Annotated in this window: 11 protein-coding genes; 10 read left to right on the forward strand and 1 reads right to left on the reverse strand. The window is 67.8% G+C overall.

Annotated features, from left to right (window positions below; all coding sequences use genetic code 11):
• Window positions 1-60: 60 nt before the first annotated feature.
• On the reverse strand, window positions 61-4038 hold the full coding sequence (gene eccCa / locus ACFW0G_RS14275; RefSeq protein WP_378325728.1) for a type VII secretion protein EccCa: 3978 nt from the start codon (window positions 4036-4038) through the stop codon (window positions 61-63).
• Window positions 4039-4184: 146 nt separating this feature from the next.
• Between eccCa and eccD the strand changes: the two genes are divergently transcribed.
• The 10 genes from eccD (at window position 4185) to ACFW0G_RS14325 (ending at window position 14514) form a co-directional block, all read left to right on the forward strand.
• On the forward strand, window positions 4185-5582 hold the full coding sequence (eccD, locus tag ACFW0G_RS14280) for a type VII secretion integral membrane protein EccD (protein ID WP_378325586.1): 1398 nt from the start codon (window positions 4185-4187) through the stop codon (window positions 5580-5582).
• Window positions 5582-7000 (forward strand): type VII secretion protein EccB, encoded by a 1419-nt coding sequence (eccB, locus tag ACFW0G_RS14285; RefSeq protein WP_378325587.1) that lies wholly within the window; start codon window positions 5582-5584, stop codon window positions 6998-7000. The genes eccD and eccB overlap by 1 nt, the downstream gene beginning before the upstream one ends.
• A 127-nt stretch (window positions 7001-7127) precedes the next feature.
• Window positions 7128-7460 (forward strand): hypothetical protein, encoded by a 333-nt coding sequence (locus ACFW0G_RS14290; RefSeq protein ID WP_378325588.1) that lies wholly within the window; start codon window positions 7128-7130, stop codon window positions 7458-7460.
• Between the two features lie 48 nt (window positions 7461-7508).
• Complete coding sequence (locus ACFW0G_RS14295; RefSeq protein WP_378325589.1) at window positions 7509-7793, forward strand: WXG100 family type VII secretion target; 285 nt, start codon at window positions 7509-7511, stop codon at window positions 7791-7793.
• A 107-nt stretch (window positions 7794-7900) separates the two neighbouring features.
• Window positions 7901-8248 carry a hypothetical protein gene (locus ACFW0G_RS14300; RefSeq protein ID WP_378325590.1) on the forward strand — a complete coding sequence of 116 codons (348 nt, stop codon included), beginning with the start codon at window positions 7901-7903 and terminating at the stop codon, window positions 8246-8248.
• A gap of 10 nt (window positions 8249-8258) precedes the next feature.
• Entirely contained in the window at window positions 8259-8723 is a 465-nt protein-coding gene (locus ACFW0G_RS14305) for a hypothetical protein (protein ID WP_378325591.1), read from the forward strand.
• A gap of 265 nt (window positions 8724-8988) precedes the next feature.
• On the forward strand, window positions 8989-11814 hold the full coding sequence (locus ACFW0G_RS14310) for a hypothetical protein (protein ID WP_378325593.1): 2826 nt from the start codon (window positions 8989-8991) through the stop codon (window positions 11812-11814).
• A gap of 3 nt (window positions 11815-11817) precedes the next feature.
• Window positions 11818-13719: a hypothetical protein gene (locus ACFW0G_RS14315; RefSeq protein ID WP_378325594.1), complete on the forward strand. Its 1902-nt coding sequence runs from the start codon at window positions 11818-11820 to the stop codon at window positions 13717-13719.
• A 2-nt stretch (window positions 13720-13721) separates the two neighbouring features.
• The gene (locus tag ACFW0G_RS14320) at window positions 13722-14195 is read left to right on the forward strand and encodes a YbaB/EbfC family nucleoid-associated protein (protein WP_378325595.1); all 474 of its coding nucleotides are present in this window, start codon (window positions 13722-13724) and stop codon (window positions 14193-14195) included.
• Window positions 14188-14514, forward strand: a complete 327-nt coding sequence (locus ACFW0G_RS14325; RefSeq protein WP_378325596.1) for a hypothetical protein — start codon at window positions 14188-14190, stop codon at window positions 14512-14514. The genes ACFW0G_RS14320 and ACFW0G_RS14325 overlap by 8 nt, the downstream gene beginning before the upstream one ends.
• Window positions 14515-14633: the final 119 nt, after the last annotated feature.

Consider the following 14633-nt stretch of genomic DNA (forward strand, 5'->3'; position numbering starts at 1 on the left):
TCCTTGAGGGACCCAGAGTCCCTCAAGGAGGCCCCCACGGACCGACCGGACAACGGAACCTCAGTCCGGCTGCTCCGGTTTGACGAAGCCCTCCACCAGCGGGGTCTGCACCAGCCGGACCGCGCGGCGGCGGTTGACGAACTGGGCGCGGCCCGGCGGCAGGGTGCGGGGTTTGAGGTTGCCGAGGAACGAACCCTCGGACCGGGGGCAGGACAACATCAGCGCGGGCGTGCCCAGTTCCCACATCCGCCGGATCGCCTGGCTCATCATCGACCGGCTCCCGCCCGAGGTGCTGCGGGCGACGATGATGTGCACGCCGATGTCCGCGGCCTGCGTCAGCAACGGCACCAGCGGGTCGAGCGGGCTGGCGCCCTCGGCCAGCTCGAAGTCGTCGATGATGATGTAGAGCCGCCCGCCGGTCCACCAGTCCCGCAGCGGCAGCCTGCTCGGCGGGATGTCCGGGCCCGGCAGCCGGTCCTTGATCACCGAGGCCGCGCCCGCGATGGACTTCGCCAGCGCGTCCGCGCCGACGGCGTATTCGAGCTGGTATTCGGCGGGGATCGAGTCGTGCAGTTCGCGGCGGAAGTCGCCGAACATGATCCTGGCCTCTTCGTTGCTGTGGTGCGCGACGACGGCGCGGGCGATGTGCCGCAACAGGTTCGTCTTCCCGCTCTCGGCGTCGCCGTAGATCAGCAGGTGCGGGCTGGTGTCGAAGTCGTGCCACAGCGGGGCCAGTTCGACGTCGTCGATCCCGAGCGGGACCCGCATCTCCGCCGCCGGGCCTGGCGACTTCGGGCCGGGCAGCTCCTGCACGGTGATCTGGTGCGGCAGCAGCCGGACCTGCGGTGCCACCGGCGCGCCGGGCAGGGCCAGCGCCTCGGCGAGTTCGACGGTCGCGTCGGCCAGGTCGTCGGTGGTCGGCGAACCGTCGATGCGCGGAAGCGCGGCCAGAAAGTGCAGCCGGTCCGGGGTGATGCCCCGGCCGGGGATCGACGGCACGGTCGCGGCGAACCGGCTGTTGATCTCCGAGTCGACCGGGTCGCCGAGCTTGAGCTCGAACCGGGAGCCGACCACGTCCCGCAGCCACGGCCGCATCTCCGACCACCGGTTGGTCGCGACCACCAGGTGGATGCCGAAACTCAGGCCCCTGGCGGCGATTTCGGTGAAGTTGTCCTCGATGTCGTCGAAGTCCTGGCGGATCGTGTACCAGCCGTCGACCACCAGGAACACGTCACCGTAGGGATCCAGGTCGGTGTACTTGCCGGCGCGCCGCGCCCGCCGGTAGGTGGCCATCGAGTCGATGTTGTGCTCGGCGAACAACGCCTCGCGACGCGCCATCAGGTTCGTCACCTCGAGCACCGTCCGCGTGACGCGGTCCCGGTCCAGCCGGTTGGCGACGCTGCCGACGTGCGGGAGCCTCGCCAGTGAGGTGAGCGTGCCGCCGAAGTCGAGGCAGTAGAACTGGACCTCGGCCGCGGTGTGGGTCAGCGCGAGGCCCGCGATCAGCGTGCGCAGCAGGGTGCTCTTCCCGCTCTGCGGACCACCGACGACCGCCACGTTTCCCTTGCTGCCGGACAGATCGGCGACCAGCAGCTCGCGTTTCTGCTGCGCGGGCAGGTCGATCAGGCCGACAGGGACGGTCAGCGCCGCGGTCTGCAGGTCGCCGACCGGGCGCGGGCCGAGCTCCGGGTGATCCACCAGCGGCGGTAGCAACTGGTCCAAAGTGGCCGATCGCTTGAGCGGTGGCAGCCACACCTGGTGGGCGCGCGGGCCGACGTCGCGCAGCCGGGTGAGGAGCACGTCGAGCACCGTCTCCGTGCCCTCCTGCTCGTCGGCGGGTTCCGGCTCGGGCTCCGGTTCCGGTGCCGTGGTCGGCTCGATGTAGCCCATCCCGAACGGGACGACGTGCTGTTCGACCGAATTGGTCGCGGTGGTCCGGCTCTTCGCCCGATACGGCGAGGACGAGTAGGCGCCCTTGAACCGGATGAGCGTCTGCGTGTCCGGGCGGAGATACCCGTTGCCAGGGCTGTTCGGCAGTTCGTAGGCGTCCGGGACGCCGATCACGCTGCGGCTTTCCATCGCGGAGAACGTGCGCAGGCCGATCCGGTACGACAGGTGCGTCTCGACCTTGTGGATGCGGCCCTCGTCGAGCCGCTGCGAGGCCAGCAGCAGGTGCACGCCGAGACTGCGGCCGAGGCGGCCGATCATGGCGAACGTGTCGATGAATTCCGGCTTGCTGGAAAGCATTTCGGAGAATTCGTCGACCACGATGAACAGCGCGGGCATCGGTTCCAGCGGGACGCCCTGGGCACGGGCCGCCTCGTAGTCCCGGCGGGACGCGTAGTTGCCCGCGGCGCGCAGGTACTCCTGGCGCCGGTTCAGTTCACCCTCCAGCGCGTCCTGCATGCGGTCGACCAGTTCGAGTTCCTCGGCGAGGTTGGTGATGACCGCCGAGGTGTGCGGCAGCTGGTCGAAACCGAGGAACGCCGCACCACCCTTGAAGTCGACGAGGACGAAGTTGAGATCTTCCGAGGAGTGGGTCGTGGCCAGTGCGAGGACCAGGGTGCGGAGCAGCTCGCTCTTCCCGGACCCGGTGGCGCCGATGCACAGCCCGTGCGGGCCCATCCCGTCCTCGGCGGCCTCCTTGATGTCCAGTTCCAGCGGCGTCCCGTTGGCGGCGATGCCGATCGGCACCCGCAGCCGCCGCTTGGCGGTCATCCGTTCCCTGCGATAGCGCGTCGGCTCGAAGTGCGCGACGTCGCCGACGCCGAGCAGTCCGGCGAGTTCGTAGTCGCCTGCCATCGGCTCCTCGTCCTCGGAAACCTCGCCGACGCGGTACTTCGCCATCGTGCGCGCCAATGCGGCGGCCCCCAGCTCGCTCAGCGAGTCCGGGGTGCAGAGCCGCTTGGTGTGCTGCCTGCCGAGCCGGTCGAAGGAAACCGTGCTCACCTGGTCGGGCTCGACGTCGAGGAACAGCACGCCCGGCCGCTGGTGCCACGGCAGGCAGCCGGAGACGTCGAGCACCACCGCGTTGCGGTAACCCTCTTCCGCGACACGGTGATCGGCGGGGACGGACACCCCGTCGAGGAGGAGCACGACGAACGGCTCCGACGCGGTGACCGGGGTGTCCGCCTCGAACCGGGGCCGCCCGGTGAAGGCCGGGCCGCCGAGCAGGAGTTCGGCTTCGGTGACGGTCTCGGCGACCAGCCGCCGCGCGCCCGCGGCGTCCCTGCTCTCCGGATCCTGGTTGTGGGGCAGCCATTTCAGCCAGTTCCAGCGCTCGACCCGGTCGGCGTCGGCGCACAGCGCGATGCGGACTTCGCCGGGGGCGTGCGCGGTGGCGAGCTGGCCGAGCATCGCGCGGACGAGACCCAGCACGGCGCTGTCGTCCCCGCTGAACTGGATCTGCCCGAACCCGCGCAGGTACACCGCGATCGGCGCGTTCGGCAGGCTGGAGTAGGCACGCAGGAAGCGGCGCAGCGCGTGCGCGGCCAGCGGTTCGAGGTCCTCGATCGGCTTGGTGTCCGGGGGGAGCAGCTTGAGCGCCGAACGCTGCGTGCCGACGCCGATCCGGATCTCGCCGAAGTCGTCCTGCGCGGCGCGGCGTTCCCACAGCCGGTAGCCCAGCGCCAGCGACCACAGCGCGCGCGGGTCGGGGTGGATCCAGCGCGCCGCGCGCTGCTGCGCGGTCAGCGCGTTGCGGACGCGCTCGCGCAGCTGGGTCAGGTAGCGGATGTAGTCGCGGCGGTGCCCGTGCAGCTTCTGCTTGTGCGTCACCGAGGAGCGGAGGAGCTGCACGATGAGCATCCCCACGACCGAGAGCAGCATCATGCCGCCGCCGATGTAGGACATCAGGCCCGAACCGGGCCGGACGAACATCATCACCATGGCCAGTGAACCCAGCCCCATCGGCGCGTACATCAGCACCGAGCTGATGCCGCCGCCGGTGTCCTCCGGTACCGCGGGTGGCGGCTGGATCTCGATCTCGTCGCTGGACACGGCCGGTTTCGGCCGCCGTGCCCGGCGTGCGAACAGCACCGTGCTCAAAGGACGCTCTCCCTCGTGAGTGGACTTCCCCTTTTCCGCGCCGACCGGGCTTCGAGCGCCGAGACGACGGCCGCGCGGCGGTAGGTTCCGGGCTGGTTCACGGTCTGAGATCCCTGGCAGGAAGGACCTGACACCAGATGGAAGAGCAGACACAGCATCGCACAACAACGTCGGCGAGGCTACGGTTCGTTCTCGGGAAGCAAGTCACCGAGGTGGCCCTGCCCACCGAGGCGACGCTGACCGATCTGCTGCCCGCGGTGCTGCCGCAGTTCGGCGGCGAATGGATCGAGCAGGGCGCCGACCACGAGGGCTGGGTGGTGCAGCGGGTCGGCGAGGAACCGCTGGACGAGGACCGCACGCTCGCCGAGCTCAACCTGCTCGACGGCGAAACGATCTACCTGCGGCCGCGTGCCGACCAGCTGGCGCCGATCGACTTCGACGACCTCGTCGCCGGTGTCGGCGAGCAGGTGCGGGACCACAGCGGCACGTGGGACCCGCGGCACACCCGCTGGATGTTCCGGATCGGCGCCGTGTGCGCGTTCCTGCTCGGGCTGGTGGTGCTGCCCGGTGTGGGCTCGCCGGGCGCACAGGCCGCGGTCGCGCTGACGCTCGCGGTGTTGCTGCTCCCCGCGAGCGCGCTGATCGCGCGCGGGGTCGCGGACACGTACGCGGCCACGATCGTCGCGGGCGCCGCGGCCTGCTACGGCGCGCTCGGCGGGGTGCTGCTCGTCCAGGTACTCGCCCCGCTTGCCCCGGTGTCGGTCGAGGCGACCGTCGCCCTTGCCGTGGCGTTGCTGTTGCTGAGCATCGGGGCGTTCCTCGTCGCCGACTCGGCGTTGTTGTTCGCCGGCGCCATCATGTTCGTCCTGGTGCTGGCGCTGACCGGGCTCATCGCCTCGCTGGCGGACGTGAGCCTCCCGCAGGTGGCGGGACTCGGTCTCACGGCGGGCCTGATCATCGGCGTGTTCCTGCCCGCCACGGCCTTCCGGCTGTCCGGGCTGACCCTGCCGATGCTGCCGTCGGACAAGGACGAGCTGAGCGAGGACATCGATCCGGTGCCCGCCAAGATGATCGTGGAGCGCGGCGCGGTGACCGTGGGCTATTCGACCGCCCTGCACGCCGGGCTCGGTGCCGCGTTCACCGTGCTGCTGCCCGTTCTCATCTGGGGTGCCAGCGGCTGGGAAATGGTGCTGTCACTGGTGATCGCGCTCCTGCTGTTCCTGCGGAGCCGGCATCCGGCCGGCGTGGTGCAGCGGTGGGCGATCATCGTGCCCGCCGCGGTCGCCGTGGTGGTGAACATCTGGCACTTCGCCGGTGAGCGGACCGACCTGGCGAGACTGCTCGCGGTCTGTGTGCCGGTGTTCGCGATCGGCGTGCTCATGCTGCTGGCCAGCAGGATGCTGCCGGGCAAGCGATTGCGGCCGTACTGGGGCCGCGCGGTGGAGATCTTCGAGTCGATCACCGCCGTCGCCGTCGTCCCGATTCTGTTGCAGGTACTGGGCGTCTACGCCTGGATGCGCGGATTGGCGGGCTGATGCAGTCCCGGCGAGATCAGGTACAGGCCTACTTCTACGTGGTGGGCAGGCTCGTGGCCGCCGTCGTGCACGGCAAGCCCGACGTGCTGCAGCCGCCGAACAAGCGGCTCAACACCGGTGTCTTCCTCGGGATCGTCGTCGGCGCGATCGTGATGGGGATTTTCGGCATTTACGGGGTTTTCGTGCCCGGCGGCAACACGTCGTGGCGCCAGCCGGGCGCGATCGTGATGAACGAGACGACCGGCGCGCGCTACATCTACCTCGAAGACCAGCTGCGTCCGGTGCTGAACTACTCCTCGGCACGGCTGGCGGCCGGGAAGTCCGGCAGCGGCCAGGTCGTCTCGGTTGCCCAGAAGTCCTTGTCCGGTACGCCGGTCGGGCAGCCGATCGGCATCGTCGGCGCGCCGGACGCGCTGCCCACGGCGCTCGATGACGGCCCGTGGACGGTGTGCGCGCAGCCGCCCGCCCCCGGTCCGCAGGGGCAGGGCCCCACGATCAGCCTCGTGCTCGGCCACCCGCTCCAACAGACGCTGAACGACAAGCAGGCGCTGCTGGCGCGTACCCCGGACGGCACGAACTTCCTGATCTGGCGCGGAAAACGGCATCGGATTCCGAGCCGGACCGAGGCCGAGGCGCTGGGGTACAACGAAATCGCGCCGGTGCAGGCCACCGCGGCGTGGGTGAACGCCGTGCCCGCGGGGCAGGACGTCTCGGCGGCCGTGCCCGCGGATGTCGGTTCGCCGGGCCCGTCGATCGACGGGCACGCCAGCGTGGTCGGGCAGATCTACCAGGTGCGGAACCCGGCGATCGGCACCACGCAGCTCTACCTCATCCGTTCGGACGGGGTAGCGGCGTTGAGCCGCACCAACGCGGCCCTGCTGATGGCCTCGCCGTCGATCAGGGCCGCGTACCAGGGCTCGGCCGTGGAACCGATTCCGGCCGGGCCGGGAGCGTTGTCCGGCGCGCCCGCTTCGACCAGCGGGCCCGACCTCGTCGGCGCCCTGCCGCCCGAACCCCCGCAGATCGTGTCCCCGCCACCGGATGCCATGGCCTGCGCGAACTTCTCGCCGCTCGGCACCGGCGAGCGGCAGGTCACCGCCGGCCTGCTGTCCACTTCGGTCAGTGCCACGAAGGGCATGCCGGTGGGTGCGCACGCGGCGGGGATGACGGCGGACCGCGTGGTGATTCCCGCGGGCAGTGGTGTGCTGGCCGCCGAGCAACCGGCGCCGGGAGCGCCGCCGGGCGCTGTCTATCTCATCACCGAAACGGGCACGAAGTATCCGCTGGCGAACGGTGACGTGGCGGGCGCGCTCGGCTACTCGGCGCAGTCCGCGGTGCGGATTCCCGCGGAGTTGTTGTCTCTGTTGCCGTCCGGACCGCTGCTCAGCATGGAGGGAGCGCTCCGTGTCCAGTCCTGACCGGCGGTTCATGGGGGGAGTTACGCCCCTTCGCCGCTCTCGGCCCATAAGCGCCTCGCTTCGCCCCGGCGAAATCTAACTTGAGACCTGTAGGCGTGTAGCCCGTACGGAACAGCAAGGAGACCTGATGTCGCACACGACAACAGTTGACAAGGGCAAGATCTTCGAGCAGGCAACCAAGCACGAGGAGTTCGCCCAGCAAATGGCGACGGAACTCGACAAGCTTCTGGCCCACATCCAGCAGACGACGTCGTCCAGCCCGAGCGAGGCGACGAAGGCCCTCCACTATACGGCCGAGAACTGGATCGGGAACGTCAAGAAGACCGTTCTCGAACACGTGAACACCATGGCGACGAACATCCGCAACGAGGCGAACAACCAGACCGGTACGGACGAGGCCCTGGTCAAGCAGATCAACAGCGTCCAGATCGAGACCAACACCTTCCTCGGCGGGAAGTAACCCGGTCCCTTCGGGATCACCTGATCTTTCAGTACAAGGAGATAGTTCATGATCAAGTACGACTACGCGGTGCTCGACGCCATGATCGACGCGATGAAGGCCCAGGCTCAGCGCATCATCGAAGAGACAGAGCAGCAGCGGAAACACGTCAACGAAATCATGGGGGATTGGCAGGGGAGCACCGCGGAGGCCTACAACAGCCTGTGCAACGACCTGGAGAGCGACCTCCGGGCGAACGCCGACATCCTGGAGCAGATGCGGGCCAAGATGCACAGCGGTGTGGACGAGATGCAGGTCGCGGACAAGAACGGCGCGAAGCACGTCTACCACTGACGCCGCCCTGCCGATGACGTTGTCCCGGAAGGGCACGGGCACCGGACGCTCTCCGTCCGGTGCCCTGTCCTCCTGTTCCGTCCCGCCAACCATTGTGGAGTGATGACATGAGCAGCACGAAACTCGAAACCGACACCGTCAAGGCGTCGGCCGCCGCCCTCGGGCGGATCATGGACGACATGTCCGCCTTCACCGCGTTGCGGGCGGACTGGCCCAAGCTGGGGAACTTCGACCTCGCCACGCAGCTCGAGACGATCGTCGACGACCGTCGACGCGGCGTTCTCGCGCACGCGGACCAGTTGAAGACCGCGCTCGACGACATGGACAAGGCGCTGACGAAGATCGCGACCGAGATCCAGTCCATCGACGACGGGGCCGCGGCGAAGATCAAGGCCGTCGTCGCCGACCTGCGCACCAGGGTGCACGACGACCTCGGCGCGCTGAAGCAGGTGTGAGGGGGTCATCGTGGCTCAGCAGACGAAGTTCGACAAAGACGCGCTGGACAAAATCGCCAACGAGATTCGGGACATCCTTACCGGCAATGGCTTGACCGTCTTCGAGGATCTCAAACCGCATTGGCCGAACGCGGGGAAGTTCGCCGTCGCGGTGTGGCTCGAGCAGATCATGGATGATCGGCGCAACGCCATCGTCGCGCACGCCAATCATATGAACAAGGCGTTCGAGCAAATGGCGAAGCATCTCCACACTGTCGCGAAGGATTTCGACAACGTGGATGGCGAGAACGCCAAGAAGATCAAGGCGATTCTCGACGAGGCCGAGAACTTCGCCAAGAAGGAGATGAAGGACTTCAACACCCAGGCCGAACGGGACCAGGGGAACCGTGTCGGCGACGGCGGCAAGGTCGGCGACGGCTACAGCGGCAACGTCAACAACCCGATCAAGGCAGGTGGTGACGGAAAAAAAGCGTGACGGATAACGGTGGAGACCACGGAAGCGGAGACCACAAGGACGACAAGCCGCCTGGTGACAAGCCTACTGGCGACAACAACGGCAACAGCGGAGACAAGAAGGGCAAGAACGGAGAGCCTGACTACAGCAAGGGAGGTGGGCACCAGAATCTGATCTAGGTGGTCGCCCGATCGACCACGCCGCTACCGACTCTTTCTGCTCAGTGTGTAATCCGTGAAGCTGCCGAAAACCGGTTTCGGGTCAAGTTATCGACAAGGATGGGGAAATGGCCGACAGCAACGGGCCGGATATCGGCCGGTACGCTCCGGATGCACCGGCGTTCAACGTGTCGCAGTACGACACGCTTCCGAAGCTCCTCAACTACACCGGCGGTCTGCTCGACCGGATCGACCACGACCGTGAGTGGTACATCATGGACGGTCTGGTCCAGGCGGCAACGAAGAAGCTGGGTGAGGTGAACGACGCGTTCGCGACGCAGCTCAACAAGGCGAACGAGATGCTCAAGGGGGAGGCGGGGGACGCCTTCTACAAATGGGGCCACGACCTGTGGACCAAGAGCGACGCACTCTACAACCAGCTGAACAACCAGCGGTACCACGATTCCATCGGGAACACCGGCCATGCCATCCGGGCGTTCTACGACAACTGGTGGCACGCGGTCGAAGCCCGGGACGACAAGATCAAGCAGGGTAGCCGGGATATTCGCAACGCCGCTTATGCGGCCGCTGAGCAGGCGGACACGGTAGACGATGTCGACGCGATCACCAAGACCGCGCAGAACGCGTTGGATCTTCTCAAGAAGAACAGCGACGACTCCCTCGTCAAGGAACTTCAAGGCTATCTCACGAGTCTGATCTCGCAGTATGTGAGCCGTGGCAAGGACATGGCGCCGCTGGACATCGCTGGAGGGTACGAGTTCGACGCGGCGGCCGCCCTCGCGAACAGGAAAGACAAGGACAACAGCGGGAACGACAAGGATAAGGATAAAGACAAGGATAAAGACAAGGATAAAGACAAGGATAAAGACAAGGATAAAGACAAAGATAAAGACAAGGACAAGGACGAAGACAAGGACAAAGACAAAGACACCGGCGGCTCGGGCGGCGGCTCAGGCGATGGCAAGGACAACAAGGACAAGAAGAATCTTTCTCCCGGGGAGACCTTCAAGGGCGCGAAGTCGGATATCCCCAACATCGGCGGGGAGACCTCTCCCGTCGGCGGAGGCGGCGGGGACACCGGCGGCTCGGGCAAGGACGGCGGCAAGGGCGGTGGTACTGCCCAGGGCATGCTGGACAAGGCGAAGGACGCCGCGGGCAAGGCGATCGACGGCGTGAAGAGCCCGAACGACAGCCCGGAGACGAAGGCCGCGCTGGACAAGGCGAAGAAGGCCGCGCAAGACGCGATCGGCGGTCTCGGCGGCGGCACCGGTGGGGACACCGGCGGCGGCTCTGGCAAGGGCGCTGGTGGCGGTGACGATCAGGCGCTGAAGGACAAGGCGAAGGACGCCGCGGGCAAGGCGATCGACGGCGTCAAGAACCCGAACGACAGCCAGGCCACCAAGGACGCGTTGGACAAGGCGAAGAAGGCCGCGCAGGACGCCATCGGCGGTATTGGCGGCGAAGGCGACAAGAGCGGCAAGGGCAACATCCCGACCTCGGGCGGTCCGGGCAGCAACACCGGCGGTCCGGGCGAGAACGGGAAGAACAAGGCGCTCGAAGACGCCAAGAAGGCCGCGAAGGACGCGATCGACGGGGTCAAGGACAAGTACAAGGACGACCCCAAGGCGCAGGAAGCCCTCGACAAGGCCGAGAAGGCCGTCGACAAGGCCATCGGCGACCTCGATCCCAAGAACGGCAAGGAACTCGGCGACGCCAAGGACAAGGCGCTCAAGTCGATCGACGACGTCAAGGATCACCAGAAGGATCCCGCCGTCAAGGACGCGCTGGACAAGGCCAAGAAGGCCGTCGGGGACGCCATCAACGACGTCAAGCCGGGCGAGGACGGCCTGAAGCACGCGCGCGAAGCGGCCGACAAGGCACTCGACGACGCGATGAAGGACGCCGACCCGAAGGCCAAGGCGGCGCTGGAAGACGCGAAGAAGGCTGTCGACAAGTCGTTCGACGACGCCCAGGCCAAACACGACGGACCGTTCGGCGATCTCAAGCACAAGTCGATGGACGCGATCGACAAGATCGAAGACCAGCACAAGGACAAGCCCGCGGTCCACGACGCGCTGGAGAAGGCGAAGGAGGCCGTCGGCAAGGCGGTCGACCCGGGGAACGTCAAGGGCTGGTCCACGAACGACGCGCAGCCGGCGGCGGACAAGGCCCTCGACGATCTGATCAAGAACACCACGGACCCGGATGCCAAGCGCGCGCTGGAAGACGCGAAGAAGGCGATCGACGACGTCCTGCCCGACCCGCTGAAGGCCGGCGAGCATGTCAACGACCTGAGGACGCCCGGCGATTCGCACGACAAGCAGCTGCTCGACGATTCGAAGAGCGCGGCGAACAAGGCGTTCGACGACGCGATGAAGGACGCGGACCCGGCGACCAGGAAGGCGCTGGAGGAAGCGAGGAACGCGGTCGGCAGGTCGATCGACGGCGTCCACACTTCCCCGCTCGACGGTGCCACTCACAACGTGCCGAAGCTCGACGCTCCGTCGAAGGATTTCCTGTCCGGCGGCGGCAGCGGCGGCACGGGCGGCGGTGGCGGTGGCAGCCACGGCCTCGGTGGTGGCGGCGGGAACTTCTCGACCAGTTCGGAAGGACCGGGCGGCGGCGGGCAGCGCGCCCAGTTCGACACCGATGTCGCCGGGCAGCGCGGCTACACCCAGCCGGGCAACACCGCGGCCAAGATGCCGAACACCATGAGCGCGGTCTCTGGCGGCTCGGGTGGTCAGGTCGTCAACCCGCAGCAACAGCAGGGGATGCCGATGGGCGGCATGCCCATGGGCGGCGGCATGGGCGGCATGGGCGGCGGTGGTCAGAACAACCAGCGCGAACCGCAGATCTGGCTGCAGGCCGACAAGAACGCCTGGACCGACGACCCGGAAGCCCAGGACGAGACCGTCCTGGGCAGGAAGAAGTAGGTCATGCCCGACGGCGCTCCCGGCAACCCGCCACCGAACCCGGACGACCCGGTACTGAAGCAGCTGAACTTCGACCAGATCGCGCAGCTGGTGAACGAGGTCAGTCCCGACGTCTTCTACCAGCGTGCCGAGGCCTTCGACCGGGCCGCGGCTCGGCTGCAGGACGCCGTCGAGCAGATCCGGCGTCAGCTGAACATCGTGCGGGAGGCGTGGACCGGTGGCGGCGCGGACGACTTCGACGCGCTCGCCAAGGAGGTGACCGGCCGGGTCAGCGGCGTCGTGCAGGTCATGCGCAGCCCCGGGTACGGCGTGGTGCTCCGCGCCGCGGGTGACACGCTCGCCGCCCACCAGCGGCGGATGCGGGACCTGCAGGGGCAGAAGACCGAGCAGGAGAGCAAGCCGCCTGCCCCTGGCGCTCCGCCGCCCGAGGAGACCGCGCGCGTGCACAACGACTCCGCCAGGCAGGTCCTGCTCGACCTGCGGACCGCCTACTGGGACGTCGGCAACCAGCTGCCCGTACTGTCCTATAAGGACACCCGGATCGGCACTGACGCGAACGGCAACGGGCGCGGCAACGGGAACGGGAATGGCAATGGGCAGGGAAACCACGACCGGCCGCTGGTCACCGACATCGGCCTGATCACGCCCGGCGGCGTCGGCGGCGGTCACCCCCACGACGGCCGCGGCAATCCGGTGCATGTGAAGTCGTCCCGGCCGGAGCGGCACGACAACGATTCCGTGGTGCGGCCCGACACGCCGTGGCGGACGGCGGGGCCGGAGCAGCAGCCGGTGGACACGAGGCCGTTGCGGGGGACGAATCCGGTCATCACCCAGCCCGTCCCGGGCCCGTGGCACACGTTCCCCGTCGGCGGCCCGGTAACAGGCAGGCCCGCCCCCCAAGGGCCGGACCGTGAGCGGGACGACGAGGGGCGCGAGTTCCTGCCCCCGGTACTGGGCAAACCGGAGCGGGGGCAGAAGCACTGCCCACCGGACAAGGAACACCGTCCGGACAAGAAGAAGCGCACGGACAGGTCCAAAGTGGAGACCACCGAGCACGTCACCCACCCGGTGGTCTCGAAGCCCGACTTCGTTTCGCCCGAGAGCGAGCCGGTCGGCACCGGCCCGGAGACCGACAAGCCGGGCAAGGTCGTGCCGACGTCGATCGATTCGCCGAAGGGCGCGCCGATCCCCGTCAAGACCGTGCCGGTCGAGGTGCCCAAGGTCGTCACCTCGACCGGGGATCCCGTGTCCGTCACCAATCCGCCCGCGCCGGTCGCCAGCCAGCCCGCGCCGGTCACCACTCAGCCCGCACCGGTCACCGCACAGCAGGCGCCGGTCGGCGTCCCGCTCGCGCCGGTCACCGGCCAGACGCCGCCGGTGCACACCAAGGCGGTCCAGGTGACCGGAATGGACGGTCAGGTCCCGCCGCCCACCACCCAGCACGCCTCCTTCGGGGTGGGCGGTGGTGGCGCCGCCGCCGGTTCCGCGTCCGGGACGTTCAAGCCGGAGGACCGCGGGATGTTCACCCCGGGCAGCGGGGAGACGGGTTCGTTCCAGGGGCTGGACCCGTCCGCCGTTCCGCCGCCGCACGCCCCGGCGCCGAAACCTGGCCATGGTCCTGCCGACCCGATGACGTCGCAGTCCGGCGGCATGCCGATGTCGCCGATGATGATGGGCGGTATGGCCGGGATGGGTGGCCAGGGTGGGCAGCAGAACAGCCGCATGGCGGCGATGCCCGCCGAACCGAGGCCCGACGCCTGGCCGTTGGGGGGCGGTTCGTCCGGCACGCTGGGCCGCCGCGAGCCGGAGCAGAACGAGCCGCGCGAGCTGGCCGACGGTGAGGCACAGGCCAAGCTCACTGAGAAGTTCGCCGAACTGGACCGGCTACTGGAACGAGGGAAATGAACATGATCGACTGGAACTCCACGGATCCCACCCAGGCCGTCGACGAAGCGTGGGCGAAGCTGGAAGAGGAGAAGCAGAAGCTCGCCGAACTCGGCAAGCATTGGGACGAGGAGACCACGACCGTACGCGCCAAGGACCAATCGCTCGAAATGAAGTTCGACGGGCGCGGTGAGTTGACCGACCTGACCTTCAACACCTCGAAGTACCGGTCGATGGCGCCTGCCGAACTGGCCAGTGTCATTGTCGAAACGCTGCGGAAGGGCCGTGCGGAGTCCCAGCAGAAGATTTCGGAGCTGATGGGGGGACCGGGCATTCCCGGGCTGGACCTGGACGGGCTGGTCAGTGGGAAGGTCCGGCCGGACGAGATGATCAACTCGCTGATGGGCCCGATGCTCGAAACCCTGAACGGGTTCGGTATCGACATCGAACCGCCGAAGCCGGAGAACCAGCGGCGGGAGGCTCGCGAGAATGGCTGACGAGTTCTACCTCGACGAGGCGGCCTACGACGGGATCATGACCGACCTCCAGAACATCGGGCACAGAATCGGTACCAGCTACAAGGGCCTTGCCGATGTGCTCCTGGAATTCGACGGGGCGTGGGGCAGCGACGACATCGGGAAGGCGTTCGAGAAGAAGTATCTCGGGGAGGGGCCGAACGACGGCGCGCGTGCGGACGTCGTGGCGCTCGGAGGTGTCGAGGACAACCTGGACAAGTCTGGTGACGTCGGGAAGAAGAACGCGAGGAACTTCGCCTCGGTCGACCGGGATACCGCCAAGAAGATGGATCTTCAGTGATGTCCGAACAGTGATGTGATCAAGCCGATCCGGCCGCCTGGTGTCGGGCGGTCGGCAGTGTTCAGTTGAGTAGGCGCACCGGGAATCGCTGCGTAGCCATGGAAAGGAGGTAAAAGATA

This window comes from Amycolatopsis sp. NPDC058986 (assembly GCF_042741125.1).
Classification (GTDB): Bacteria; Actinomycetota; Actinomycetes; order Mycobacteriales; family Pseudonocardiaceae; genus Amycolatopsis.

What these genes read in the sequence shown, in the direction of transcription:
- eccD (WP_378325586.1), top strand. Translation starts at nt 4,185, where the DNA reads ATGGAAGAGCAGACACAGCATCGCACAACAACGTCGGCGAGGCTACGG.
- eccB (WP_378325587.1), top strand. Translation starts at nt 5,582, where the DNA reads ATGCAGTCCCGGCGAGATCAGGTACAGGCCTACTTCTACGTGGTGGGC.
- ACFW0G_RS14290 (WP_378325588.1), top strand. Translation starts at nt 7,128, where the DNA reads ATGTCGCACACGACAACAGTTGACAAGGGCAAGATCTTCGAGCAGGCA.
- ACFW0G_RS14295 (WP_378325589.1), top strand. Translation starts at nt 7,509, where the DNA reads ATGATCAAGTACGACTACGCGGTGCTCGACGCCATGATCGACGCGATG.
- ACFW0G_RS14300 (WP_378325590.1), top strand. Translation starts at nt 7,901, where the DNA reads ATGAGCAGCACGAAACTCGAAACCGACACCGTCAAGGCGTCGGCCGCC.
- ACFW0G_RS14310 (WP_378325593.1), top strand. Translation starts at nt 8,989, where the DNA reads ATGGCCGACAGCAACGGGCCGGATATCGGCCGGTACGCTCCGGATGCA.
- ACFW0G_RS14315 (WP_378325594.1), top strand. Translation starts at nt 11,818, where the DNA reads ATGCCCGACGGCGCTCCCGGCAACCCGCCACCGAACCCGGACGACCCG.
- ACFW0G_RS14320 (WP_378325595.1), top strand. Translation starts at nt 13,722, where the DNA reads ATGATCGACTGGAACTCCACGGATCCCACCCAGGCCGTCGACGAAGCG.
- ACFW0G_RS14325 (WP_378325596.1), top strand. Translation starts at nt 14,188, where the DNA reads ATGGCTGACGAGTTCTACCTCGACGAGGCGGCCTACGACGGGATCATG.